Annotated in this window: 22 protein-coding genes and 2 riboswitches; of the genes, 11 read left to right on the plus strand and 11 right to left on the minus strand. The window is 36.4% G+C overall.

All coding sequences use genetic code 11. The features are described from left to right. Positions 1–81 (plus strand): IS3 family transposase, encoded by an 81-nt coding sequence (locus ACTWP4_RS19035; protein ID WP_443127340.1) that lies wholly within the window; start codon positions 1–3, stop codon positions 79–81. 471 nt (positions 82–552) lie between these two features. Here the strand turns inward: ACTWP4_RS19035 and ACTWP4_RS19040 are convergent, their stop codons facing one another. Both ACTWP4_RS19040 and ACTWP4_RS19045 read right to left on the minus strand, forming a co-directional pair. Continuing rightward, positions 553–1,344: an alpha/beta hydrolase gene (locus ACTWP4_RS19040; protein ID WP_443130369.1), complete on the minus strand. Its 792-nt coding sequence runs from the start codon at positions 1,342–1,344 to the stop codon at positions 553–555. Positions 1,345–1,359: 15 nt separating this feature from the next. Next, the gene (locus ACTWP4_RS19045; RefSeq protein WP_443130370.1) at positions 1,360–2,508 is read right to left on the minus strand and encodes a serine hydrolase domain-containing protein; all 1,149 of its coding nucleotides are present in this window, start codon (positions 2,506–2,508) and stop codon (positions 1,360–1,362) included. Between the two features lie 124 nt (positions 2,509–2,632). On the opposite strand from ACTWP4_RS19045, the gene ACTWP4_RS19050 reads away from it, so the two are divergent. Beyond that, on the plus strand, positions 2,633–4,117 hold the full coding sequence (locus tag ACTWP4_RS19050) for an MDR family MFS transporter (RefSeq protein ID WP_443130371.1): 1,485 nt from the start codon (positions 2,633–2,635) through the stop codon (positions 4,115–4,117). Positions 4,118–4,523: 406 nt separating this feature from the next. Here the strand turns inward: ACTWP4_RS19050 and ACTWP4_RS19055 are convergent, their stop codons facing one another. Next, positions 4,524–4,955: a cell wall hydrolase gene (locus ACTWP4_RS19055; protein ID WP_443130372.1), complete on the minus strand. Its 432-nt coding sequence runs from the start codon at positions 4,953–4,955 to the stop codon at positions 4,524–4,526. 120 nt (positions 4,956–5,075) lie between these two features. On the opposite strand from ACTWP4_RS19055, the gene ACTWP4_RS19060 reads away from it, so the two are divergent. Further along, positions 5,076–5,342 carry a hypothetical protein gene (locus ACTWP4_RS19060; RefSeq protein WP_443130373.1) on the plus strand — a complete coding sequence of 89 codons (267 nt, stop codon included), beginning with the start codon at positions 5,076–5,078 and terminating at the stop codon, positions 5,340–5,342. A 32-nt stretch (positions 5,343–5,374) separates the two neighbouring features. On the opposite strand, the gene cobA is transcribed toward ACTWP4_RS19060, so the two are convergent. Further along, a complete protein-coding gene (cobA, locus tag ACTWP4_RS19065; RefSeq protein ID WP_443130374.1) occupies positions 5,375–6,124 on the minus strand; it encodes a uroporphyrinogen-III C-methyltransferase in 750 nt (249 codons plus the stop codon). Then, positions 6,084–7,181, minus strand: coding sequence for an inorganic phosphate transporter (locus ACTWP4_RS19070; protein ID WP_443130375.1), 1,098 nt, complete (start codon positions 7,179–7,181; stop codon positions 6,084–6,086). Before ACTWP4_RS19070 ends, cobA begins: the two co-directional genes overlap by 41 nt. A gap of 250 nt (positions 7,182–7,431) precedes the next feature. Then, a riboswitch (SAM riboswitch) is annotated at positions 7,432–7,530 on the minus strand. A gap of 167 nt (positions 7,531–7,697) precedes the next feature. Then, positions 7,698–7,801, plus strand: a riboswitch (SAM riboswitch). A 70-nt stretch (positions 7,802–7,871) separates the two neighbouring features. On the opposite strand from ACTWP4_RS19070, the gene ACTWP4_RS19075 reads away from it, so the two are divergent. Both ACTWP4_RS19075 and ACTWP4_RS19080 read left to right on the plus strand, forming a co-directional pair. Further along, entirely contained in the window at positions 7,872–8,957 is a 1,086-nt protein-coding gene (locus ACTWP4_RS19075) for a methionine biosynthesis PLP-dependent protein (RefSeq protein WP_443130376.1), read from the plus strand. A gap of 1 nt (position 8,958) precedes the next feature. Then, positions 8,959–10,125 carry a PLP-dependent transferase gene (locus tag ACTWP4_RS19080; protein WP_443130377.1) on the plus strand — a complete coding sequence of 389 codons (1,167 nt, stop codon included), beginning with the start codon at positions 8,959–8,961 and terminating at the stop codon, positions 10,123–10,125. Between the two features lie 702 nt (positions 10,126–10,827). On the opposite strand, the gene ACTWP4_RS19085 is transcribed toward ACTWP4_RS19080, so the two are convergent. The 3 genes from ACTWP4_RS19085 to ACTWP4_RS19095 are packed head-to-tail and all read right to left on the minus strand — an operon-like array spanning position 10,828 to position 13,363. Next, positions 10,828–11,583 carry a sulfite exporter TauE/SafE family protein gene (locus tag ACTWP4_RS19085; RefSeq protein ID WP_443130378.1) on the minus strand — a complete coding sequence of 252 codons (756 nt, stop codon included), beginning with the start codon at positions 11,581–11,583 and terminating at the stop codon, positions 10,828–10,830. Positions 11,584–11,595: 12 nt separating this feature from the next. Then, positions 11,596–12,414: an SDR family NAD(P)-dependent oxidoreductase gene (locus ACTWP4_RS19090; protein WP_443130379.1), complete on the minus strand. Its 819-nt coding sequence runs from the start codon at positions 12,412–12,414 to the stop codon at positions 11,596–11,598. 37 nt (positions 12,415–12,451) lie between these two features. After that, positions 12,452–13,363 (minus strand): AEC family transporter, encoded by a 912-nt coding sequence (locus tag ACTWP4_RS19095; RefSeq protein ID WP_443130380.1) that lies wholly within the window; start codon positions 13,361–13,363, stop codon positions 12,452–12,454. 187 nt (positions 13,364–13,550) lie between these two features. Between ACTWP4_RS19095 and ACTWP4_RS19100 the strand changes: the two genes are divergently transcribed. From ACTWP4_RS19100 to ACTWP4_RS19115, 4 genes are all read left to right on the plus strand, one after another. Then, entirely contained in the window at positions 13,551–14,369 is an 819-nt protein-coding gene (locus ACTWP4_RS19100; RefSeq protein ID WP_443130381.1) for a lipoate--protein ligase family protein, read from the plus strand. A gap of 12 nt (positions 14,370–14,381) precedes the next feature. After that, complete coding sequence (gene lipA, locus ACTWP4_RS19105) at positions 14,382–15,329, plus strand: lipoyl synthase (RefSeq protein ID WP_443130382.1); 948 nt, start codon at positions 14,382–14,384, stop codon at positions 15,327–15,329. Between the two features lie 22 nt (positions 15,330–15,351). Next, positions 15,352–16,146 (plus strand): Cof-type HAD-IIB family hydrolase, encoded by a 795-nt coding sequence (locus tag ACTWP4_RS19110; RefSeq protein WP_443130383.1) that lies wholly within the window; start codon positions 15,352–15,354, stop codon positions 16,144–16,146. Between the two features lie 515 nt (positions 16,147–16,661). Continuing rightward, complete coding sequence (locus ACTWP4_RS19115) at positions 16,662–16,802, plus strand: YjcZ family sporulation protein (protein ID WP_443130384.1); 141 nt, start codon at positions 16,662–16,664, stop codon at positions 16,800–16,802. A 66-nt stretch (positions 16,803–16,868) separates the two neighbouring features. Here ACTWP4_RS19115 and ACTWP4_RS19120 read toward each other — a convergent pair whose 3' ends face one another. Continuing rightward, complete coding sequence (locus ACTWP4_RS19120) at positions 16,869–19,145, minus strand: beta-L-arabinofuranosidase domain-containing protein (RefSeq protein WP_443130385.1); 2,277 nt, start codon at positions 19,143–19,145, stop codon at positions 16,869–16,871. A 141-nt stretch (positions 19,146–19,286) separates the two neighbouring features. On the opposite strand from ACTWP4_RS19120, the gene ACTWP4_RS19125 reads away from it, so the two are divergent. Next, entirely contained in the window at positions 19,287–20,153 is an 867-nt protein-coding gene (locus ACTWP4_RS19125; RefSeq protein WP_443130386.1) for an AraC family transcriptional regulator, read from the plus strand. Positions 20,154–20,319: 166 nt separating this feature from the next. Here ACTWP4_RS19125 and ACTWP4_RS19130 read toward each other — a convergent pair whose 3' ends face one another. Both ACTWP4_RS19130 and ACTWP4_RS19135 read right to left on the minus strand, forming a co-directional pair. Beyond that, entirely contained in the window at positions 20,320–20,826 is a 507-nt protein-coding gene (locus ACTWP4_RS19130) for a hypothetical protein (RefSeq protein ID WP_443130387.1), read from the minus strand. Next, on the minus strand, positions 20,801–20,995 hold the full coding sequence (locus tag ACTWP4_RS19135) for a hypothetical protein (RefSeq protein ID WP_443130388.1): 195 nt from the start codon (positions 20,993–20,995) through the stop codon (positions 20,801–20,803). Before ACTWP4_RS19135 ends, ACTWP4_RS19130 begins: the two co-directional genes overlap by 26 nt. 113 nt (positions 20,996–21,108) lie before the next feature. Here ACTWP4_RS19135 and ACTWP4_RS19140 point away from each other — a divergent pair, with 113 nt between their 5' ends. Next, a complete protein-coding gene (locus ACTWP4_RS19140) occupies positions 21,109–22,383 on the plus strand; it encodes an IS110 family transposase (RefSeq protein WP_443130389.1) in 1,275 nt (424 codons plus the stop codon). Positions 22,384–22,499: the final 116 nt, after the last annotated feature.

Here is a 22,499-nt window from a genome sequence, read left to right on the forward strand (position 1 = left end):
ATCCATTTCTATAATGTGGAGCGATACCAGAAAAGATTAAACGGCCTCAGTCCTATGGAGTGTAGGAATAAGGCCGCATAAATCCTTTTTATTATTTCCACTGTCTACTTGACAGGGGGCAGTTCAAATTTCTACGATTAGAAATTGTTATCGTTCGGATTTTTCTATTGCATTATAGGAAGATAATGCCCCGTAACTCTGGTGCCAATTTTGAAATGGTTTGTATTACTAAACCATTCGCTTCGGCTGCCCGCTTCCCTTTCCGTGGGGTTTTACCTTCAGCTAACTTTTCCAAGCAAAGACCGCTCGGAAAAGTGAATTTCTTTACAAAAGTTAGCTGAAGACACGCCCATCGGAAAGCGAAGAGAGTAAGCCGTAGCGGTTTTTAAGCATTTTATACATGGCAAAATGACCACTTTGATTATAGTTACACTTCATCTGTTACTACACATAATCCTTCTTATATTCATTTTAATTCTTTACATTATTCGTCTTTCGATTGGAAAAAATTGATTTGTCCAATCCTCTTTTATTACGGTCGTTTATCTACTTTCATGATTTTTTTATGGGCAGCCATGCTAATACTTCTTTGATTTTCTCGTCCCAATATCCCCATTCATGCGTGCCTGCTGAGAAGGTATGTACAAGAGGAAGGTTATTCTCTTCAGCAAATTGAAAAAATTTCCGATTATCTTCCCATAGAAAATCCTCTGTACCGCAAGCTTGGAATAATTGTGGCAATTCTTGTCCTCTCTCTAGCAAATTTTTGACAACAGCAAATAAATCATGGTCAGTCCCATACAGGTCTTGATCCCCAAAAACATAATATAGTTCATTACCAACCGGATCATCTTTCTCACGATCTTTTTTTATATGTGTTGCAATATCCAATACACCGGATAAGCTTGCTGCTGCAGCAAATTGTTCGGGCATACGCAATGCCCATTTAAAAGCACCGTATCCTCCCATTGATAAGCCTGCTACGAAATTATCTTCTCTCTTTGTCGATAACGGAAAAAAAGATCGAGCAATTCGCGGTAATTCTTCCGAAATAAACGTCCAATATTTTTTACCATACTGCATATTGGTGTAAAAACTATGATCAACTTGAGGCATAATGACAGCAATACCATATTCGGCAGCATATCTTTCAATGGAGGTACGTCTCGACCAGATCGAATGATCATCACTAAAGCCGTGTAACAGATACAAAACTGGTAATTTCCCGTCTGATCGATTATTTTTAAGTCCTATTTGAGTAGTTGTTTCTTCTGGCAAAATCACCGTCATTGAAGTGCTAAGAGTTAATACTTCCGAAAAGAAGTCACATTTTATTAGTGCCATACAATTCCTCCTTAATCAAATTGCTCCATAAATAACATTTCGGATTCTTGGTTGACGATAAATCTCAAAGTTTGGTAACATTTGCTGCATATAAACAGCAGATAATTTTTCTATTGGATCGATAAACACATATGTACCCGCTAAACCTGACCAGCCAAACTCTCCTATCGTACTATTACTTCCCCCTTTTGTCTGATCGAGCATAACTCTCACACCTAAGCCATAACCATAACCATTTTTATAATTCCAACCTAGCTCAGGCAATAATTCTTCAGGTAAATGACTTTGTGCCATCAACTCAATCGTATGCTTGCTCACAATAGTTACATCATCAACAGTTCCGCCTAACGCCAAACAATGGGCAAATTTTTGATAATCCGCCAATGTCGAATGAAGACCAGCACCACCACTTTCAAATACTGCGATTGGTTCAGCATCACTGTCTAACCGTGTATTCTTTACTAATTCACCAGATTCTTTCCGATCATATAATGTAGCTAATCGATGTTTTTTAGCCAAAGGTACTTGAAAAAACGTATCTTCCATACTTAAGGGTTGGAAGATATTTTTTGCCAAATACTCTCCAAATGACTCACCGCTAACTTCTTCAATTAGTGCTCCAAGTACATCATGACTAAGTCCATATTTCCAATGGGTACCGGGATGAAATTCTAATGGGTTTTCACTTAGTTTCCTAGCCATAAACCGAAGTTTTGACGTCTCTCCAGACTGTTCTTCGTCTCGCACTTCCGCCATCACTTTGCTGGTCATTCTTTCAACTTCTGTTTGTTCCCCGCCATAGGTAATTCCTGAAGTCATTGTAAAAAGATCCTTAATCGTTATTTCCTGATTTGCTTTCTCTAGTTGTCCATTTTCTAATACGTGCATGTCTTTAAACTCCGGCAAATAAGCAGAAACTGGATCAGTCAGCAAAATCTCCCCTCGCTCAAGTAGTTGTAATCCTGCAACACACGTTACCACTTTAGACATGGAGTAAATACGATAAATAGTCTTATCATTAATCCCTTTTTGTTTATCCAAATCTGCATATCCGAAATAATTTTCATAGATAGATAGCTTTTCTTTTTTTACAGATAACGCTACACCTGCTGGTCCATTATCGATAAAACCTTGCAATAATCCGTCTAACCTAGTTTTTAACATAAGATACCCCCTAAATTGTTATCGCTTACTTAATTTTACCACATTAGTTATTGATTTGCTTATTCATACATGTACAATAATTTCTGATACAATAGAGACAGATCAGAAAAAAGGACGGAAAATTATGACAGATAAACTGACGAAACGCCCCTTAGTATTGGCATCACTTGTTTTATCCATGTTTATGGCAGCAATTGAGGGAACCATTGTCGCAACGGCGATGCCTAATATCGTCTCTGATTTAGGAGGTTTTTCCTTATATAGTTGGGTATTTTCAAGTTTTTTATTAATGCAAGCTGTCACTACAATGATATATGGAAAATTAGCTGACCTGTTTGGCAGGAAACCTGTATTTATTATTGGGGTTTTGATCTTTTTACTTGGATCAATTCTTTGCGGGTTTGCACCCACCATGGGAGCACTTATCGTGTTTCGTCTAATTCAGGGGCTTGGAGCAGGCGCGATTCAACCAATAGTCACTACTATTGTAGGCGATATGTATACGATGGAAGAAAGGGCAAAAGTCCAAGGATACTTAGCAAGTGTATGGGGTATCTCATCTGTGATCGGCCCATTACTTGGTGGAATTATTGTTCAATTTATTGATTGGGCATGGATTTTCTGGATGAATATACCGATTGGAATTATTGGTCTAATAGGTGTCATTATCTTTTTCCACGAAAAAGTTGATTCAGAGAAAAAATCAATCGATTATCTTGGCTCCAGCTTATTTTTTATTGGTATCTCCTGTCTTATCATTGTTTTTGTACAAGCTGGAACAAATTGGGCTTGGTTATCCTTCGAATCGATTAGTTTATTACTTATTTTTGTGATCTGTATGGCATTGTTTTTATGGCAAGAAAAAAAGACTGTTTCACCAATGATGCCACTTAGCTTATGGAAAAATAAATTAATAGTGATTGCGAATATCGCAACATTACTTTCGGGGATGATTATTCTTGGGCTTTCTAGTTTTCTACCGACTTATGTCCAAGGAGTTATGGGGGAATCCGCAATTGTTGCTGGTTTTACTTTAAGTACTTTATCGATTGGATGGCCAATATCCGCTACACTTGCTGGACATCTTGTTCTAAAAATAGGGTTTCGTTTAACCGCGTTTGCAGGAGGATTTGCCTTATTTCTCGGTACTTTTTTATTTTTTCTGTTGGATGCTGATAAAGGCCCCATCTATGCTGGTATAAGCTCATTTGTAGTCGGGATCGGAATGGGATTATCATCGACAACATTTATCGTTTCGATTCAAAACAGTGTCTCATGGTATGAAAGAGGAGTTGCAACATCACTTAATATGTTTATGCGGATTATTGGCAGTGCAGTCGGCGCGGCATTTCTTGGTGGAATATTAAATATGCAATTAAATCATTACTACCAGCAAAAAGGAAAAGATCTTGAAGTTGCCAGTACAGATGTGTTGCTAGATGAGGGTATGCGCGATACGATCTCTCCAGAAATACTAGCATCAATGCAGGATGCCTTAACATTTGCTTTACATACTGTCTATACTGGCTTATTTATCATTGGAACCTTAACCTTTGTCATATTATGGTTCTTCCCAAAAGTAACAATCGACAAGCAAAACAGAAGTTAAAAAATCCATCATACCTTCGAACAAGAGATTGATAAGAAAAACTAGGCAAAACCTGCCCAGCCCTTATCACAAAATGCTAAATTGATGTGCGACCCGTTTAGTAGCCATTATGAAATAGATCGACCGTTTGACCACCACTCCGGCTACCCACCCATGGGAGCAAATATTTTCATTCAAGTAGTTCCCTCGCTATGGCCATGCTCTTGGAAAGCGAGGTATCTTGCCGTAGCGTATCCAAGCATTCATCAAAATGCAGAATGGAAGAAAGCAAATCACAAAAGAGTTACTTTCGCAGTTTATGTTTTATGTGTACTTTTTTTAAAACTTTCATACCTTCTTAGCTAATTATATTATTCCTAATGAAAATGTATGAGACGCCTCAAGCTGGATCGGAAAAAAGATCAGATTAAAAGGTCCTAAACACGCTCGGGCAATCTTCTCCTGTTGGACTATAAAAACAATGACTCTTGTAGCGCCCAGCATTCCATTGGTCAAACCATTGTGCCGGACAGGTACCTTCTGGTCTAAAAAACCATAAAGAATAGCTTGCAGGATGATTACGTTCTCCATTGATTGACCTTCGTGCTAAACGTATTTCTTTTTCCCTGGCTCTTTGGTAAAAGTATCCCTTCTGTGTTGCTTCAAAACCTCCAGGACTTTGGTAAACCATTCTGTTTATCGTATTAATATCTTTAAAATCCAAGCAACGGGCTTTCACCCGATTCACACCTACATTACCTACCATAAGCATACCAAGCTTACCGTCACCTTCTGCTTCTGCTCTCATTAAACGGGCTAATAACCTCACATCTGCTTCATTTGCTTTAATTACAGCCATTCCTATACCTCCTCTATTCCCTTTATATTCAATCAATGAAAAATGATGAATACCCTAAAACGAATCACTAATGTAATCCCTTTCAGCATGTGGTATACTTTGATTAGGAGGTGCTTTGCTATGGAACTAAGTAACTTTATCTTACACAAGGATATCTTATTAATTCACGCTGATATTAACGGTAATGACTATATATTTACAGTAAAGTGGAAAACGATTGAAAACAAAAAAGGAGGAGAATGGGAACTTAAATCTTATCTAAACAACTCAAATGGTAAAAAGGATTTATCAGAAAGACAACTCCAACAATTTATAGACCGGATAAATCCACAATGGGACTGGGAAAAAGATCAAGAACAAATTATGAAAGCTATTAAAAATGACTAGTTATGATGATATCATAACTAGTCATTCTTTCCTTAAGACATTGCTTCTGTAGATTCCTTAAACCACTTAATTTGCTCCTGAAGCCGAACTACTTCTCCTATTACAATTAAAGAGGGATTACTTATTTCATGTAGTCGCTCAGAAATCGTTTCTAAATCGGCAACAACTGTTTTTTGTTGTGGTAACGTCCCCCAATGAATAATAGATACAGGAGTATTTTTACTTAATCCAGCCTTCTTTAATTTTTCACAAATTACAGGGAACTTCCTGATTCCCATATAAAAACACAAAGTATCAGCTCCTTTGGCAATATGACGCCATTGTTCGTCTGATTTCGCCTCAGGATTGGAGCCATTAATAAAGTTTACCGATCCGCTTATATAACGGTGAGTAAGTGGAATGCCAGCGTATGCTGCAGCACTTATTCCAGACGTAATTCCTGGTACCACCTCATATTCTATCTCGTTATCTTCAAGATGAATCGCTTCCTCTCCTCCTCGACCGAAAATAAAGGGATCGCCTCCTTTTAACCTCGTCACTATTTTACCTTTTGAAGCATAATCTATAAGTTGTGCATTTATTTTTTCTTGAATTAACCCATGCTTCTGTGGTTGTTTCCCACAGAAAATCAGTTCTGCTTCTTCCTTCGCATGTTTTAATAATGATGGATTTACTAAGCGATCATACAGGATAACATCTGCTTCCTGTATAGCACGTAATCCTTTGACAGTAATTAATTCTTCATCTCCTGGTCCTGCCCCCACTAAGTACACTTTCCCCATGTTGATCCCATCCTTTTTTTGTGTTTACTTTTGCTGGTTTTTCTCGAAATCTCACTAATATAAAAGTAGCAATAATAGCTAATGTTAAAAGTATCACTTGGTAAAATCTCTGTTGAACAATTACCTCTGTCAATCCAAATGCAATAATTAATGATACAATCGGAGATGTAATCCACACTTTTGCTATTTGATGAATAATTTTTTGTTTCCAAACATCTTTTAACTGGTAACTGGCATTTATCCCGACTATCGCCGAAGTAGTTACCTGTGTCATTGGGATTGGTATCCCGAGTAATGATGCACCTACTACCAGTCCCCCAGTAGCACCTGAAATCACAATACCATTTCCTAGAGATAGTGAAGTAATTTTTTTTGCATTCGTTTCTAGCACACGCCCTCCAAACAAAATACTCCCTAACGCTACAATAACTGCCATCAATGGTAAACCTAACTCCATTGAACTGATCCCAGCACCTACTAATGGACCTAAAGCATTCCCTACATTATTCATACCTGCAGCTATGGCTTCTATTATACCAGTTATGATTAAGATAAACGTCAATAGTTTTACAGGAGGTTTATAATTTATTTTATTTTGTAAGGTCTTTCTAAATTTTTCAAGGAAAAGCGTAATCAGAAAGGCTGCAACTGGTACCACTATCCAGAAGGATACAATCACTACTATAGTATGAACGTGCAACTGTTGGTAACTAATACCAACTCCAATAATTGCGCCTACCGTTACCTCACTAGTCGATAAAGGAATACCAATGTAATTTGTAATTAATAATGTAAAAGCCGAAACTATTAAAATAATACAGGCAATCTTAATATCTAATATTTCTTCTGAGATGATACCTTTCCCTAGCGTATTCGTAACATGTTGACCTCCAAGTATTGCACCCGTGACGGCGCCTAATCCAGCAATTATTAGTGCATACCTTCTTTGCCTGACTACTTTAGTACCATACGTAATACTCATACTAGCTGCTGAACCACTTGCACCTATGTTAAAAGCAAATAGACATGCAGCGAATATTGCAATTATTGTTAACATCTAAAATCCCAACCTTCACCACTATAACCTACGTGGTTTTATTTTCTTCACCTATATACCCATAGGAAAACTCGGATTAATAAACAAATTTAGCTAGTTCTCTCAGTTTTGATTCAGATAATAATTATCCCCCATTTAACTTTCTTGTGTTACTTCGGGGGTCTTACAGACGGTTAGCACCGTGATAAAAATTATATTTCTGTTAAATAAATATAAAAAACTCCTACTTGGCGATGAAGTAGGAGTTTGCCTCTTATCTGCCAAAAAGCTGCTGGATGTAGCACAGTGCTTTGGAAGCCTGTTGCTGAGAATTCACAGGGCCAGATCCCTCCTTCTCTCTTGATAAGACAATATATTATTTTTCATAAATTTCCAAATAATTATGATGTCCATAATATAAGCCATTCTTTAGTAATTGTCAACAGATCCAATATATAAAATTTTTTTTGGGTATGCGCCTTGTAATTTCTTCCTTTGTGGTGTATGATAAATGTATTAAATTTCCAAAAATACTATATCTTATCGAGAGAGGTCTAGGGACTGGCCCGATGACACCTCAGCAACCAGCAATAGTAATTGTATGGTGCTAAATCCAGATGGTAAATTACCAAAGATAAGAGAATGCAACCTTAAACAAGGAGGTCTTCTACTTATCGAAGACCTCTTTTTTATTTAGAAAGGATGTATAAAATGAACGATATCGAAACAGCTCTTGCGCAAATTGGCAATCGACAAGATAAACGTACCGGTGCAGTGGAAGCCCCTGTTTATTTTTCAACCGCATATCAGCATCCAGCACTGGGACAGTCAACTGGTTATGATTACACACGATCTGCGAATCCTACACGGGAAATTGTCGAAGATGCCATCGCAACATTAGAACAAGGTTCAAAAGGATTCGCATGTTCTTCAGGTATGGCTGCGATCCAATTAGTCTTCTCTTTATTCAAACAAGAAGATGAAATTATCGTAACAGAGGATATCTATGGTGGAAGCTATCGCTTATTTCAACATTTTCAAGAATCATATAACATTACACCAGTATATGCAGATCCAGACGAAATGGAGCAGTACATTAATCAAAATACAAAAGCTATTTTCATAGAAACTCCTACCAACCCGTTATTAATGGAAATTAGTATCGAGAGTCTAGCAGCACTTGCAAAGAAACATCAATTACTTTTTATTGTAGACAATACATTTTACACACCCTATTTACAACAGCCTTTAACACAAGGAGCAGATATTGTTATTCATTCTGCTACCAAATATTTAGGCGGGCATAATGATGTACTCGCTGGATTAGTCGTAGTAGAAGACACTGAACTTGGTGAACGATTGACCTACCTCCATAATGCTATTGGCGCTGTATTGTCACCGATGGATTCCATGCTTTTAATAAGAGGAATGAAAACTTTGGCACTTCGTCTTGAAAAACAACAACAAAATGCTCGGCAATTGGCAGCGTTTTTAAAAGAAGTACCATCCGTTAAAGAGGTTCTCTATCCCGGAAGAGGGGCCATGATAAGTTTTCGTGTGTCGGATAAAAAGATTGTTTCTCCATTTCTGGAGCAACTAAAAATTATATCATTTGCCGAAAGTTTAGGAGGGGTAGAGAGCTTTATTACCTATCCTGCTACTCAGACACATGCGGATATTCCACAAGAGGAAAGGGAAAAACGAGGGATTAGTGATACATTGCTCCGATTTTCTGTCGGTATTGAGAACGTGGAAGATTTAAAAAGAGACATCTATCAAGCATTAGGAGGGAAATAATATGGGACATACAAATGAAACAACACTTGCACATGGTGGTAATCAGCAAGGCTATCAGGAAAAACATACTGGTGCGGTTAATCCACCAATTTATGTATCATCCACTTATCACCAACAGCAACTAAATGAGTTTGGTTCTTATGACTATAGCCGTTCTGGTAACCCTACACGTGATCAATTAGAAGAAGCTATTGCAATATTAGAAAACGGATCATCCGGTTTTGCTTTCTCATCTGGTATGGCTGCAATATCATCGGCTTTCATGCTGCTAAAAGCTGGTGATCATATTGTCATTACCAAAGATGTATATGGTGGTACGTTTCGCTTTGTTACGCAATTATTGACACAATTTTCGATTGAGCATACTTTTGTTGATATGACAAATCCAGCAGAAGTAGAAAAAGCTATTCAACCAAATACAAGGGTTATTTACATGGAAACTCCAGCAAATCCGTTATTACAAATTACCGATATTCGAGCAGTAGTACAGCTTGCAAAGAAATTCAGTTGTTTAACGTACTTAGACAATACATTTATGACCCCTCTACATCAACAACCATTAGACCTAGGTGTCGATATCGTATTACATAGTGCCACCAAGTTTTTATCAGGTCATAGTGATATCGTTGCAGGTTTAGCCGTTACGAATAATAAGGAACTTGCTTCTAAACTGAAGTTTGTACAAAACACATATGGTGCGATTCTTGGGGCAAAAGACTGTTATCAATTATTGCAAGGAATGAAAACTCTGGAACCTAGGTTTTCCAAAAGTGTTTCCTCAGCGATAAGGCTGGCGGATTTTTTCAATTCTCATGATGAAATTGAACATGTATATTATCCTGGCTTAGATCATCACCCTGGTGCATCGATTCATTCTGAACAATCTACCAGTCCAGGGGCTGTCTTATCTTTTGAAGTAAAAGATCATGTAGATGCCAAACGCTTTGTCGAACAATTAACTATTCCTGTGTTTGCAGTTAGCCTAGGTGCAGTAGAATCGATTTTATCTCACCCTGCCACTATGTCCCATGCCGCAATGCCAGCGCAAGAAAGAGAAGCTAGAGGTATTAGTGAACGACTATTTCGTTTATCTGTCGGGATTGAGAATGTAGAAGATCTGATCGAGGACTTTAAAAATGCCTTAACAGTGAAAGCGGGGGTATTGTAAGAAAAACCAGCGAAAATCTATCCGTTCTATCGCTGTTTATCTGATTCGAAATAGATAAAAACCAGAAACTATTGAAAATTCTCTTTAGTATGGCTTTCTTCCATTCTTTTGAAGTTGTCTTCTAATTCGTCGCTACGGAAAAATACTCCGTGGGCTCAGGCTTTTAGCTAACTTGGTAAAGAAAACCGCTTTACCAAGTGGATCTTTATCGCGTGAGTTCCCACAAGAGTGTCGCATTTTTCAGCAGCTTCGAACAGTGTTCTGATAATTTGACAGGAAACCTTAAGATTAAGCACCATGAGTCCTATACTCCTAATAATCAGAACACTAAATGTCGCGGAGGCAGAATACGGAGACTCCTATGGAATCAGCACAAATCTGAAACCCCACGACGCATCTGCGTCTATTAGTAACGCTTCATAGTAGGCTTCCTCGGTGCAAGGGAACAATGATGTTCATTCAACTAGTTCCCTAGCTTTAGCGTATCACAACAAGTATAACTTAGCAGTTTATGTTTTCTGTACTCCATTTCTAATCTCTAGTTAAAATGGATAAAGCAATTTTTATTGCTTGCCAATGGCATTTTTCATTTGATCTGTGTGGGAATTATAATCTACTGATAAATCAGCATAACCATCAATCGCAACAATTGCTCCTGCTTTCACGTAGTTATTGTCGAATATTTCCTTTTCTTTTAATCTACTAACCTATAAGGAGCCGGATAGCTCCCAATGCCGCAAATGCTAAAACTAATATTTGGAATACTTTTTGCGGCATGATCTTGATAACTCTCACACCTATCAAGGCCCCGATCAAAATAGCAGGAATAAGCCACGTATTGAAAGTAATCGAATCTACTGTAATAATACCTAATGAAATATAGAATGGAACTTTAATAACATTAACAAATAAGAAAAACCAAGCACCTGTACCGACAAATTCTTGTTTGGGTAATCCTTTTACGAGTAGATAAATCGCCATCACTCCGCCAGCAGCATTTCCGATCATGGTTGTGAAACCGGCTAAAATTCCCATACTAAAAGTAAAAACTTTTGATTCTGGCAACAGTTTTACAAATCGTTCCCCTAATTTTTCTTTGCTTATATGTAATAAAATAAGTGCTAATACTAAAATACCAATCATTGGTTTTAACTGTTCACTAGTAACGACATCTAATACAAAATATCCTAGTACAATCCCTATCAAAACCCATGGCACTAATGAAAATAAATAACGCCACACAACATTTCTGCGATAATAGACCACTGCAAATAAATCCCCGACGATTAGTAAGGGTAATAAAATACCTACAGACTCACGAGCTGGAAAGATGATCATAAAAACAGTAACAACTAATATTCCCATACTCGCTACACCAGCTTTGGCAAAACCAATTAGAAGAGCCGAAAAAATAATAATAATCCATTCCAGTATGGTTAACTCAAAAATGACAAACACCCCATTCTATATTCAGGAAAAATCCTTCCATCTTAAATAACCGTAATCTGCTTGATCAGCTTGTGATGCTTTTTGATTAAGTTCTTCCAAATTATCATAAACCGTAACAATTCTACCTTGAAAAGCTTGTAACTGATCATCTATGATTTTCTCTACCCAACTGGGTGCATGCTCAGGTGAAACGTCTACATTATCCTCAAACAGCTTTTCTACATTTGCTAAATATTTCTTTCCCTCTTCGCTAGTTCGCTGATATTTTGTCATATCTGTATCATTTAAACCGGGATCAAGTGCATATACTTCAACACTAGTATCCTGTAATTCATTTGTTAGATTTTCTGTAAATCTTGCAATTGCTGTTTTTGATGTGCCGTAGCCATTGCCATATGGAAAGGCATCAAGTGTACCACCTCCAACAATATTAACAATTTTACCTTCCTGTTGCTCCAACATGAATGGAATAACTACTGCAGCACAATGATAGGTTCCAACTAAATTTGTCTCTATATCTTGCTTAAACAAATCAGGTGACACTTCCCATGTAGGACCTATCGCCTGAAAAGACCCAGCATTATTAACCCAGACATCTATTTTTCCAAATGTATCTATGACATACTTTAATGTTGATTTTACTTCTTCTAAATTTGTTACATCCATGGCAACCATGCGATGATCTCCCGAATATTGTAGTAACTCTTTACGAACTTCTTTTAATTGTTGTTCATTTCTTCCAGAGCCAACCACTATAAAATCTCGCTTCGCAAAATAATTAGCCATATTTCGACCAATGCCCTTTGTTGCACCAGTAATAAAGATAACTTTTTTATTCATACGATCACCTCTTGTTATGTATATTTATTGTAATAGACTAGACTATTATATTGACGATTAACCAAATTAAAACAAAACTAATAATCATCGTTATATTGGATGCTGTACCTACGAGCCGCTGGTTATAACCAAACATAATGGCATACGGTAATACAGATGCTGGGGTTGGTAAGATAAAACCGATCAATAAGGTAAACTTAAACATCTCCTCTACAGGTAACCATATGTAACATGCAAAACCTGTAATCAAACCAATGCCGTATTTCGTGAATAAAAATTTCGCAATCAGCTTTCCATATCCTTTTGCAAATGAAAAATTCAAATATAATCCTAATAATAACAGCGATAGCGGCATATTAGCTGCTGAGATTACATTAGATACATCTACAACTATATCAGGTAATTGCAAACCAATAATACTTAGTAAACACATAATAAGATATGTTTGGAGTGGAATGGACTTAGATAGTTTTACAATAATGGACCTTGTCTCCAACATTCCGGCACTTCCTGCATACACACCAGCAATAATATAGCTGAGTCCAAACACAATAAATGCGTTACCAACATCAAACATACCAAAATATTTTAACCCTTCAAAACCAAATAAACCTTCTACAAGTGGGTATGCAAATAATCCGATGTTTAAACCAGGTACCATCATACCGAAAGTACCTTTAATATCTTTTGTATGATTACGAAATACTAACAGTGCAATAACTGCATTGATAACTCCATATACAAAAGCAATAATAACTAGATATATTAAAGAAGCTGTAAAATCTACATCACTAAAGGTTACAATAATTAAACAAGGTAACGTTAAATTAAATACTATCCTTGCTATTCCTTCCCCGTCTTTCTCTTTCACAAGATTAAACCTTTTTAACAGATATCCAATTGCAATAATTACAATGGAAATCATAAATTGCTCATTAAATCCGCTCATTTTTTTCTGTATCTCCCTGTTGTTTCTTTTCTTCTCACTCCTTCTACTATACCATATTGTGCAACAATTCGTATTTATCTTAATCTTTTGACATATATATATCAAGGATGTACCATAAATTATGGAAATAGTAGAAAAATTCAATTTAAGGGGGATTAGTTTTCTCTTGAAGAGAAACTAACACTATATGACGGAGACATGGTATTTTATAGACACACAGCAACAAAGTCCTGCCTATAATATGGCGGTTGATGAATGCTTATTGAATTGGCACAGTAACAAAAAAATACCGCCAACCATTCGGTTTTATGAATGGCTGCCAGCAGGATTGTCGATCGGTTATTTTCAAAAAACAGTCAATAAAATTGATTTGGAAGCAGTCCAAAATAGTGACATAGAACTTGTGAGAAGGTTGACCGGAGGGCGTGCAGTTTTACATGATCAAGAATTAACGTACAGTGTGATCGTTTCCGAGGACCATCCGAAAATGCCTAAGTCGGTTAAAGAAGCTTATCTGGTACTTTCAAAAGGATTGTTAGAAGGGTTTCGTACTTTGGGGATTGATGCATCCTTTGCCATACCTGAGGGTAAGTTAAATACAACACAGTCTGCTGTTTGCTTTGAAGAGCCTTCATGGTATGAACTAGTAGTGGATAATAAAAAAGCTGCAGGCAGTGCCCAAACGAGAAAACAAGGAGTTATCTTACAGCATGGATCGATCCCGTTAACAGTGGACAATGATAAACTATACGATTTGTTTGTCTACCGAAATGAAAGAGTCAAACAGAGAGCTCGAGAGGCATTCAATGATAAAGCAATTTCTATTGAGCAAGTAGCTAAACGAAATGTCACTTTAGAAGAAATGAAACATGCCTTCAAAAAAGGATTCGAAACAGGATTAGATATTAAGTTACAGGAAATTCAATTTAATAAAGAACAAGAACAAGAGATCCATGCGTTAATGGAGAGCAAATATTTAAGTGATCAATGGAATCTTTCAAGATAGGAGCGAAACAAAATGGCAAAAAATCAAGAACATCTTCGTAAACCTGAATGGCTGAAAATAAAAATTAATACGAACAAATCGTATAACAAACTTAAACACTTAATGCGTGATAAACGTTTAAATACTGTATGCGAAGAGGCAAAATGCCCGAATATTCATGAATGCTGGAGTGAGAGAAAAACAGCTACATTTATGATTTTGGGAGACACTTGTACGAGAGGCTGCCGATTCTGTGCGGTTAAGACTGGTCTTCCTAATGAATTAGATTGGGGCGAGCCTAAAAGAGTTGCTGAATCAGTGGAGATTATGGGCTTGAAACATGTGGTGGTGACTGCTGTTGCACGTGATGATTTGAAAGATGGCGGTGCTGCTGTATTTGCTGAAACGGTTAGACAAATCAGGGAAAGTGTCCCAGGTTGTACGATTGAAATTTTGCCTTCAGATATGAAAGGTGATTACGAAAGCTTACATACATTAATGGACAGTGGTCCTGACATTTTTAATCATAACATTGAAACAGTGAGAAGACTTACGAAAAAAGTACGTGCAATCGCCATGTATGACCGTTCCCTTGAGTTGTTACGTCGAGTAAAAGAAATTGCTCCAAATACACCGACAAAATCAAGTATTATGGTTGGACTAGGTGAGACAAAAGAGGAAATTGTTGAAGCAATGGATGATTTACGTGCCAACAATGTTGATATTTTGACAATTGGACAATATTTACAACCTACTAAACGACACTTAAACGTGGAACGCTATTATCATCCTGATGAGTTTTATGAATTAAAGCAAATTGCTTTATCCAAAGGTTTTAAACATTGTGAAGCTGGCCCTCTTGTTCGTTCATCCTACCATGCTGACGAACAAGTAAACCAAACTTCCGCTCAACGCCGAATTAAATATATGAAAGGCTATGAAGAAACAAGTGGCGAAGAGCTAAAGAATTTTACTTTTTAATGAAATTAAAGGGAGACTTACGATGAACAACTACAAAGCTCTTTTTTTAGATATCGATGGGACTATTTTAGGGCGTGATCATACAATTGAAGACACAACAAAAACGGCCATTAAACAAGCACAAGACAAAGGAATTGAAGTATTCTTAGCAACAGGTCGCCCGCTCCATGAAGTTCATGATATTGCAGAAACATTAGCTGTTGACTCTTTTATTGGTTATAACGGAGCGTATGCTATCTACAATGGAAAGATAGTTGTAGACGAACCAATTGCGGATTCTATGATCGATCACTTTTTAGATGTCGCTAAACAAAATGAGCATGAAATGATTCTTTATACTAATGAATTAAACTTACTTACATCTGAAACTAAGCCAATAGTAAAATCTTTCATTGATTATTTTGCTTTGAAGGATTATCAACCATACGAAGACAAATATCGAAATCAAATATTAGGGATTACACTAATGAATGTTAAACCAGATGAAACTGCTCTATATGATCTCAAGGGTGAGTATATTTACTTTTCACAAGTAAATGTCGAAGGCTTGGAAAATTGTTATGATATGATCAGAGAAAATGTGAACAAAGGACAAGCTATAAAAAAAGTGCTCAAGCAATTGGACATTCCAGCTGAAGCAGCGATTGCTTTTGGTGACGGAATGAATGATAAGCAGATGTTACAATATGCTGGTGAGAGCTTTGCAATGGGAAATGCCACTCCCGATCTGTTTCAGTATGCCAAACACCGGACCACTTCTGTAGAGGACTCAGGTATTTATAACGGATTAAAACAATTAGGTATTGTAGAAAACTAAAAGTTATAGAATTATTGTTTACTCTACTTTTTTAAGTCAAATCCTTATGGTTTTCTTGGAAGATTTGTTGTTTGTCTCCGTTTATTAACAAATCTTCGGGTTGCTCTTTCGATTTGTTGTTTAAAAGAATTAGAAATAAAGCTTCATCGTTTATACTAAGGCCACAAAGAAGCCAACTTCGTCTTGAAGTTGGCTTCTTTGCGTTTCGTGAAAACAGACACCTTAAATGGATTGGGGAGCAACAAGCTATCATACATATAAGCAGGCTAAAGTGGACTAATTATTTAGGCTTACATGTATTTTATTAATTAATGAACTTTCCACATTCACTAATTAATAGGTTAGATATAATATAACAAAGGATTTTCATTGCGACAGTAAACTTGTGAACTTATCTAACAAAGAATTTTTTAAGCGATTATCGCCCATTTTTTCTAAAACTAGTCATTTACCCTAACTTATCTGGCTAAAGTACATACATTATATAGTGACAATACACAAGGAGGTTGATAGGAATGAGTCATTATGGAGGCTGCAGTCCATATGGTGGATACGGTAACGGATATGGATACGGCGGTGGATACGGCGGTGGATTCGCCTTAATCGTTGTTCTATTCATCTTGTTAATTATTGTTGGTGCTTCTTTCTATAACTAATCATTGATCTAGGGTACCCTGTTCCACCTTTTAAAAAAGATCCCCGCTAATCGGGGATCTTTTCATTTATAAAGATGGATTGTTTAACATTCTGATATGATACACAGCACCTGCAATCTTATTTTTCTCTGCAAAAAATGTAACTGTTACTTTTTCTTTACCATTGATTAGCTTCATTGGTATCGGATAAGTTTTTGTATATAACTCGCCAATATTTGGTTTATTAAAGTGCTCTGTCGCTAGTACAAGCCCATCAATTTTTATCTCAAAATCCCTTTCCATCTTTTTACCATCTATTTTGGTTGTAAAATCACTTTTATTATAGGTGATGCATAAAAACATCTCCTTTTCGGAATCCAATTTTAAATCATAGCTAAAATAACCACCATCTCGGGCCTCTCTCCATCCGCTATGGACATCATTCTTATATCCGGAAGTTGATTTTTCAGCTTGCAGATTGTGATCTACTTCTGGTTGCTGTTCGTTGGGTGTAACCTCATCGACTGTAATTTCTTGTTCTCTTGCTTTTCGTCTTCTCTCTTCATCCCCGAAAGCCTTGAACTCCTGCTCCGACATAATATTCCAATAGATCGTATAGCGCTCATGATGTATCTCATAAAAAGGCTTCAACAATACCCTTTGATGACCAGGTTGTCCGATTGCTTCGGTTTCAAATAAAAGTTTTTGATTATCTTTTGACTTAATCCATTCATGTAATGGTCTATCTGTTACCAAGGTTGGCACGTCAATCAATGGGTGATTATTTAATGCTTGATGATCATCCAAGATATCTGTTTCAGGAAAATTCTCTCTACCTAGTGCCCCAGCTAGTACAATTGGACCGTACATGATTACTTGTTTTTTCTTATCATCCTTTGCATGATATCGATGTAAATTCATTGGTAAATCATATGTAATCTGATCTCCATTTTGCCAACTATGTTCTAATATAACATACCCTTTATCCTCTTTAGCTTTTACTTCGGTTCCATTAATTTTTATTGATGGTTCATTTGATAACCAGGAAGGTTTTCGAATAGCAATCTGTTTTACTTCATTGCTTGCTTTTTCTAAGGTAATGGTAGTACTAGGCTTATACGGAAACGCTGTTTGCTGTTTGATCACCATATCATCATAATTGTTTGATGCTTCTGCAGAAATAAATAAGTGCACATATAACATGTCTTCCATTTTTTCAAAAATACGACGGTTATATCTTGCCGGATTCTCCATTCCTGTACCTGTACAACACCAGAACGAATTATCATGTGAGTGATATACTTTAAAATGACCTGGCTCGGAAGATACAAAATAGGTTTTCATACCAGAATCCGGATCTTGTGACGCAAGAATATGGTTATATAAAGCACGCTCATAGTAATCATAGTAATGTGCGGAATGATCCCATTCAAACAGGATTTCCGTTAACTTTAACATATTATACGTGTTACATGTTTCGGTTGTCAGTATTCCTAGTTCTTCGGCATTTTCCGGTCCGAAATGCTCACGAATACTATTTCCGCCAATGGCATAAGTACGATAATACACGACTTGATCCCAAAAGAATGTGGCTATCTGCTTATACTCTTCTTTTCCCGTAATATTGTAAAGTTTCGCTACTCCAATCACTTTCGGTATCTGTGTATTGGCGTGTTTTCCTTCTAACTCATCTTGCTTGTTTGCTAATGGATCTAATACGGCCTTATGGTAAAACCTTTCTGCTAACTCTAAATAGCGAGTATCATCTGTGATTAAATACAGATCTGCTAATGCTTCGTTCATCCCACCATGCTCACAGGTCAACATCCGTTGAAATTGGTCTTCTGATAAATTCACTAACCCATTATAAGCCCAATCAGCAAGTTTTGTAACAATTTCCAATGCTAAAGTGGATCCTGTTATTTGATGAATATCGATTAGTCCTGCATAGATTTTATGTATGGAATACCATGGCACCCACGATCCTCCGAGGCTAAAGTTATCTACTTTAAACTCACCAGAAAACACTTGATCAAAACATTCACGGGAAAAACCACTAACATATCCGTCCTTATCAAAGGACTGAGCAGCAGCTAATTCAGTTAAAGCATACTCTATTTTTTCTGATAACGCTTCATCACCTGTTACTTGATACATCGTTGCTGCTGCTGACAACCAGTGACCAATTGAATGGCCAGCAATTCCCATAGACTCCCAACCACCATATCGCTCTTTCTTAGCTGTTTTACCTGCAGCTTCATAGCATGGTGCGACAAGTCTATCGATATCTAAATAGAGTAAGTATTCTTTTCCTATTTGTTGGGAATTTTTAAAGATTCCGTCTAACAAATTCACTTTTTCCATATCTTCCACCTCCGTAACTATCTCAAATACTAGTATGAATTGTAATAGAGTACTTGTACATTCACAATTAATTAAATTACATATCTTTTTTTTAGATTTCTGATAAAATGTACTTAAACAGTTTCAAAAGGAGCGATCGTTTTGTCTCATCCAGTGATTATATCAAGCAGTTCATTCCCACTTCTTCATGAAATAGGTTTAATGAGTGATGAAAAAGGGTTGGAGAAACATCCTGATCGTGTGATGGAGAAATTAAATGTATTTGTATATGTTATAAAAGGTCAATTACAAGTAATAGAAGATAACGAAATATATACTCTAAAAAAAGGTTCCTATCTTTTTCTTAGAAAAAACATCCATCATTGGGGAGACGAATTCTATCAACCTGGATCTCAATGGTTTTACATTCATTTTTTTACTAATGACGTACAGGAAAATGTTAATGAATATAGTACATATGGAAAAACATCGCTGATCCATCATGAGGAATATCAGAGAAAGTTAACTATGCCTAAATATGGGGAAGTCTCTCACTTAGGATATACAGAATCACAACTAGAACAGATATTGGAAATGTTTGAATCATCTCACCCAATGCGACCATTAGTAACCAGCATGTATACACACCAATTTTTCTTAGATTTATACCTTGAGAATCTGGAGGCCTATACAAATAAGAAATCAAATAGAATAGTAGCGAAAATGATTCAGTTAATTGATAAGAGGGATAGACAGAAGTTATCCAGTCAAGAGATATCGGAATCTTTAGGTATGAATTATGCTTATCTTTCCAGCCTATTTAAACAACATACAGGCAAGAGCATTACACAATACCAAAATGAAAGAATGGTAGAAAAAGCAATTCAACTATTTCGAAAAGAAAACTTTAATGTGTCTGAGGTTAGTGACAAACTTGGGTTTTCCAACCCCTTCTATTTCAGCCGAGTTTTTAAAAAAGTAACAGGTATGTCCCCTTCCGACTACCTAAGGCAAATATATCGAGGGTAGTTTAGGAAAGGGCCTTTCTTCGGTGTGGATTCAAAGCCTAATGATGTTTATGAAAAAGCATTAAATGAAGCAGAGATACTCTTAGAGAAATTAAGCTAATTATACTTAATTCTTCTTCAATAAACGGGTAGCTTTAGTTGAAGAAGCAATATGATTAAAAAGATCTTCAATATACAACATGATGTATGTTAAAGATCTTTTTACATACAAAAATATACTGCCATTCTAAACAATCACTGAATAACTCTTTTCTAATATTACTAAATAAAGAATTCGATAGATTGAGTAGGTCATTTTCAAACCCATCTCTCTTATCCAGAAGTTTCAAAGACTCAACAATAACGAAGAATATGTTAGGTAAATCTTCCTTTAATTCTGATTTGACTTGAATAAAAGCTGTTGCATACTTATCAAAATGATGACTTTCAAACTCTTCAACGCCCGTGTAAAACGGAAAACTACTATCATCTTCCCATTCACATAATAATCCCCAAAAGCCAATAAGAGATCCAGCTTTTAGTACACGATTTTCATCACCGAAATGATTATAAAAGGCATATAAAAATTCTTCACACCAACCTAAATCAAAAATTCCGCCGTCACGCACAATACATTTTTTAAGTATGCTCAGAGTTTCTTCTAATGTCCTATAATTCTTTATCTCTAATGTCATATATTTCATCATTAACAATGTAAAGAGTTGCCCATTCAGGTGCTTTTTCTCGCGAAACTTCCCCTTTTAAAACTTTTTTAAATAATTCTATTACATCATTATAAGAAGGTAATTTTTCTTTCATATTTCTAAACTTTCCATTATTTCTACTCGTTAAACTATTCTGCACCGTTAGAATTCCTGTAGAGCATTAATTTCAACTTTGAAAAAAATAGAGCTCCTCAGTAAGATGTAAGTATAGACACCACTCTATAACTCAAAATCTAAGGAGGAAGCTCTATTATGAAGTTTAAAATGCAAGACAAACAAAATCAACTAATTGAAAGAATTTCTGATCGACATCTTATTGTAGGAGTAGATATTGCACAACACGTTCACGTTGCTCGTGCTGTTAATTTCCGAGGAATCATTATAGGTGAACCTCTATCTTTTGAAAATAACGAGGAAGGCTTTGATAGATTAATAAATTGGATGAAAATATTAAAAACTTTGAAAGGCTTTGATACTACAATAGTAGGCATGGAACCAACAGGACATTATTGGGTCAACCTTTCTAAATGGCTGTATGATAACGGTGTTGAAGTAGTAACTGTAAACCCTCACCTCGTTAAAAAGAATAAAGAAAACCGTGATAATACCCAATCTAAAAGTGATAAAAAAGATGCTCTAGTCATCGCTGATATGGTGAAGAATGGATACTATTCCTTTATACGCCCTACTTCAGAATCGTTTGAAAAACTACAAGTTTTAATGTCTAACCGGGACATGACAGTTAAACGACTTGTAAGTGCAATTAATCAAATCAATCGTTGGGTTGATGTTGTCTTCCCAGAACTTCGACAAGTATTCAAAGATGTAAAAGGAAAGGGTCCCATCGCTACACTTCGCTTATTCCCTACACCTGTAGAGATACGGTCTATGAAGAGAGAGGATATTGTTGAAGCCTGGAAAACCAAAATGAAGCGTCATGCTGGGCTTAAAAAAGCTCAATCACTCATTGACTTATCAAAGCGTTCTGTTGGTACTCATCAAGCACTTGATGCTTATAAATTACATTTGGAACAGTTGCTTGAAGAATTTGATCTCGCAACAACTCAACTCGAGCGAGTTGAGATGGAAGTTACAAAAGCTCTTGATGAAATTACTTTTGCCAAAGATATACTAGCCATTAAAGGAATTAATAAAATCACACTTGGCGGCATTTTAGACGAAGCAGGAGATTTAAGTGGGTTCGCACATGGTAATTCTTTATTACGTCATGCAGGATTACATCTAGTAGAAGCTAGTTCTGGTAAATGGAAAGGTCAAATAGTCGTTTCAAAACGCGGAAGATCTCGTTTAAGGCGTTTCTTATACTTAGCGACCATGAGCCTTGTTATGAACAATCCTGAATTTAAAGAATTGCACGCCCAAAATGTTAATGTAAAAAAAATGAAAAAGATGAAATCAATAATGAAACTAATTAATAAGTTTGCCAGAATATTAGTTGGTATGGCTCGTAACAATCAACCATATTGTCCTAGCCTGGTATGGCCTGTTTCGCCTTTAGCTGCGTAATATAACTTAATTAGATTTTATATGACCACATGAAATAACCAGCAGTATTTTAGAGAGTAATATTTTCAAATATTGGCTTATTCGTAGGATCTCAAAGAAAGTGCGGAGTACCGGAT

This window comes from Gracilibacillus sp. D59 (assembly GCF_052246695.1).
GTDB lineage: Bacteria > Bacillota > Bacilli > Bacillales > Amphibacillaceae > Gracilibacillus.

Bases quoted from the DNA above. Each gene is read 5' to 3' on its own strand.
- ACTWP4_RS19080 (WP_443130377.1), top strand. From the start codon at position 8,959: ATGGGACATACAAATGAAACAACACTTGCACATGGTGGTAATCAGCAA.
- ACTWP4_RS19045 (WP_443130370.1), bottom strand. From the start codon at position 2,508: ATGTTAAAAACTAGGTTAGACGGATTATTGCAAGGTTTTATCGATAAT.
- ACTWP4_RS19050 (WP_443130371.1), top strand. From the start codon at position 2,633: ATGACAGATAAACTGACGAAACGCCCCTTAGTATTGGCATCACTTGTT.
- ACTWP4_RS19130 (WP_443130387.1), bottom strand. From the start codon at position 20,826: ATGACATTAGAGATAAAGAATTATAGGACATTAGAAGAAACTCTGAGC.
- ACTWP4_RS19075 (WP_443130376.1), top strand. From the start codon at position 7,872: ATGAACGATATCGAAACAGCTCTTGCGCAAATTGGCAATCGACAAGAT.
- ACTWP4_RS19090 (WP_443130379.1), bottom strand. From the start codon at position 12,414: ATGAATAAAAAAGTTATCTTTATTACTGGTGCAACAAAGGGCATTGGT.
- ACTWP4_RS19060 (WP_443130373.1), top strand. From the start codon at position 5,076: ATGGAACTAAGTAACTTTATCTTACACAAGGATATCTTATTAATTCAC.
- ACTWP4_RS19055 (WP_443130372.1), bottom strand. From the start codon at position 4,955: ATGGCTGTAATTAAAGCAAATGAAGCAGATGTGAGGTTATTAGCCCGT.
- lipA (WP_443130382.1), top strand. From the start codon at position 14,382: ATGGCAAAAAATCAAGAACATCTTCGTAAACCTGAATGGCTGAAAATA.
- ACTWP4_RS19115 (WP_443130384.1), top strand. From the start codon at position 16,662: ATGAGTCATTATGGAGGCTGCAGTCCATATGGTGGATACGGTAACGGA.
- ACTWP4_RS19070 (WP_443130375.1), bottom strand. From the start codon at position 7,181: ATGTTAACAATAATTGCAATATTCGCTGCATGTCTATTTGCTTTTAAC.
- ACTWP4_RS19100 (WP_443130381.1), top strand. From the start codon at position 13,551: ATGACGGAGACATGGTATTTTATAGACACACAGCAACAAAGTCCTGCC.
- cobA (WP_443130374.1), bottom strand. From the start codon at position 6,124: ATGGGGAAAGTGTACTTAGTGGGGGCAGGACCAGGAGATGAAGAATTA.
- ACTWP4_RS19120 (WP_443130385.1), bottom strand. From the start codon at position 19,145: ATGGAAAAAGTGAATTTGTTAGACGGAATCTTTAAAAATTCCCAACAA.
- ACTWP4_RS19110 (WP_443130383.1), top strand. From the start codon at position 15,352: ATGAACAACTACAAAGCTCTTTTTTTAGATATCGATGGGACTATTTTA.
- ACTWP4_RS19040 (WP_443130369.1), bottom strand. From the start codon at position 1,344: ATGGCACTAATAAAATGTGACTTCTTTTCGGAAGTATTAACTCTTAGC.
- ACTWP4_RS19140 (WP_443130389.1), top strand. From the start codon at position 21,109: ATGAAGTTTAAAATGCAAGACAAACAAAATCAACTAATTGAAAGAATT.
- ACTWP4_RS19095 (WP_443130380.1), bottom strand. From the start codon at position 13,363: ATGAGCGGATTTAATGAGCAATTTATGATTTCCATTGTAATTATTGCA.